Genomic DNA, 2,835 nt, shown 5'->3' with positions numbered 1-2,835 from the left:
CCGTCATTTAATTTAAATACACCATTATCCTCAACAACCCAATTGTTCACAGTTGGTGTTGATGGTTTGTCATTGCTTCCCCAGTAGTTATAATCAGCATTTAAATTACCTTTGTTTGTTTTAAAACCGCCTTGATAAGAAGCATCAAATGTATTCTCATAAATGTTGTTGTAGTTCATTGTAACTGTTGCTGAATCACTCATGTATACTACATTTTTAGCAATGGTATTGTTTGCAATGATTGATTGTTCCATTGTCATTTTTCCGGAAGAACCAATATAGAATAATGAGTCTCCAACAGAACCTGATGCACTTAATTGAACATTATTGTTTAAAAATTTTGATTTTTTAATGTCTACAGTACCAGTACTGCGCACAATACTGTTTGCAGCACCATTGAAATTCTGTATAGTGACGTTTTCCATATTCAATGTGGAATCCTCACTGCTCATATATATTACAGCACCGATTTGACCTGCAGTGTTTACATACTGCAGATTCTCAAAAATTGTATTTTTTATATTGAATTTTCCTGCAGCAGTATTATAAATTCCAGTAGCTCCATTAGAAGATTTGGATATTAAATTAGTAAATTTACATCCTTCAATATTGGTAGTTCCAGTTGTAGCAAATTGAAGCCCGTACTTATTTGTTAAACCAGAAAAAGTACAGTCAGTGAAATTTATATCAATTGGTGCCAAACCATAAAACCTAATCAATCCAGATCCAGCAGTGCTTTCTGAATCTTTGAAAATCAGATTCTTGAATGATATTGTTATCCCATTTGTATTTGATTCAATGAGACTTATTTTACCGCTTTGAGCAAGTTTCAATGATACTCCATCATTGCTTTCACCTACAAAATTTAATGACTTATTAATTTTTATAGTGTTGCTCTCTGAATATTCACCATTTTTTATAAAAATTGTTTCCCCACCGCTAGCGGCGCTAACAGCAGCGGAAATTGTTTGATAATCCTCACTACCACTTGCATCAACAGTGATAGTGTCTCCCGCAGCACTTAACTCATCCTGACTATCACAGACACCGAGTTCATCATTGGCAATATTGCCAATATCTCCCCCAGAATCTGTTGCAGTCAAGTTTTCGTTAAGCGGTTCGTCTGCTGCACTTGCTGTGCCTACAATACAGAGCATTACAAGCACTATGAGTGCACATATTAAAAGATTTTTGCTTATCTTCATTCAACCACTTCGATTATGAATTTTTTAGTAATTAGTAATAGTAAAATTAAAATCAATTTTACATTAATATATATTAAATAAAATACTATTTATAATTTAAAATTCATTTGATTATATTTAAAATATAAATTAAATCTTACTTGAATGAAAAATAAACATTACATGAAAAGTATTAATGCCATAATAAACTAAAATTGAATCATGAAAATACTACTAATCGGTGCAGGTGCGGTTGGAATAGGCCTTGCGGCATCAGTCGCATCACAAGGCGCAGAAGTTTCCATCTATGCACGAAGCAAAACTGCCAAGAAAATCAGGGAAAACGGAATCAAAAGAACCGGACTATTCACACACTATGAAATAAAAGACATTCCAGTCTATGAAAACTATGAGGAAATACCTGAAAATCATTTCGACTACATATTCATAGCATCAAAGACAACAGCCAATGGTGAAATAGCCGAAAACCTAAACAATCACAGTAGCATCGTTAAAGAAACCGCAAAGATAATCATTTTCCAGAACGGATTTGGAAACGATGAAGCTTACATTAAATACTTCCCCAAAGGTCAAGTGTATTGTGCACGCGTGATTACAGGATTCACTCGTCCCGAAAGACACATTAGCGAGGTTACAGTCTACACAGAACCTATTCTTTTAGGATCTCTTCAAAACGAAGACACTACAGACTTGCAGGAAATTGCAGATTTAATCACTGCTTCAGGAATCGAATGTAAAGTTACAGACGAGATCGACAAGTACCTGTGGGCAAAGATGCTTTACAATTGCACTTTAAACCCATTGGGAGCAATTCTTGATGTTACCTATGGGCAATTGACCGAAAACCCATACACTGTGGAAATCATGAACAATGTCCTTGATGAAGTATTCGAGGTCATAAAGGCAAGCCCGTATGAAACACTATGGGATTCAGCAGAAGAGTACAGGGACCTGTTCTACTCAAAGCTAGTCCCTGACACATATAATCATTATTCATCAACACATCATGACCTTCAAAACAATATAAGGACTGAAATCGATTCCCTTAACGGCAAGGTAATTCGACTAGGTGAAGTCAATAATGTTGACGTAAAAACTAATAGGTTTATATATAACTTAATCAAGGCGATAGAAAGTACATTCTAAAAAAACAAACCTTTATATATGTTGAGAGCTAAAATAGTATTGTTCATATTGTTATGTACTATTTTTTTATAATATGAACAATGGTGATGGTTGAAATGAGCATTCGCTTGTATTCCTTTAGTGGTGTTTAGGAAGAGAATGTTCATTTGTTTTTAAAAAGACTTATTTTTAATGATAATTAATTTTTAACGTGATACTATGAGTGAACTTAAAGAATTAGTAGAAAAATTTATAGAACTTGACGATGACCTAAACGCTAAAATCGAAGAGGCACTGGACGAAAACGAGGAACTGCCAGAATCCTTCGAGGAAGAAAATCAGGACCAGATCAATGAAATGGGTGAAATCTACCATGACCTCGAGCACAAGGTTCATAATGAGGAATTCATAATCGTATTCAACAGCAACGGTGATGAAAAGGAAGTTGTTGCACTAATCGTGAGCGAAGAGGATGAGGAACATGAGGAATTCGTGATTCCAGTCT

At 34.7% G+C, this 2,835-nt stretch carries 2 protein-coding genes and 1 pseudogene; 2 read left to right on the top strand and 1 reads right to left on the bottom strand.

Going from position 1 to position 2,835, the window contains the following annotated elements; genetic code table 11:
* On the bottom strand, positions 1-1,157 hold a 1,157-nt coding region (locus QZU77_RS08675; protein WP_295603146.1), incomplete at its 3' end, for a hypothetical protein.
* A 249-nt stretch (positions 1,158-1,406) separates the two neighbouring features.
* On the opposite strand from QZU77_RS08675, the gene QZU77_RS08670 reads away from it, so the two are divergent.
* Together QZU77_RS08670 and QZU77_RS08665 are read left to right on the top strand one after the other, a co-directional pair.
* Entirely contained in the window at positions 1,407-2,351 is a 945-nt protein-coding gene (locus tag QZU77_RS08670; protein WP_295603144.1) for a ketopantoate reductase family protein, read from the top strand.
* A 198-nt stretch (positions 2,352-2,549) separates the two neighbouring features.
* Positions 2,550-2,835 (top strand): annotated as a pseudogene (locus QZU77_RS08665) (hypothetical protein); the annotation flags it as partial.

The sequence above is a fragment of the uncultured Methanobrevibacter sp. genome (genome assembly GCF_902774605.1).
Taxonomy (GTDB): domain Archaea; phylum Methanobacteriota; class Methanobacteria; order Methanobacteriales; family Methanobacteriaceae; genus Methanocatella.
The sequence above is the reverse complement of the archived record's forward strand: the minus strand, read 5'-3'. Positions and strand labels throughout refer to the sequence as shown.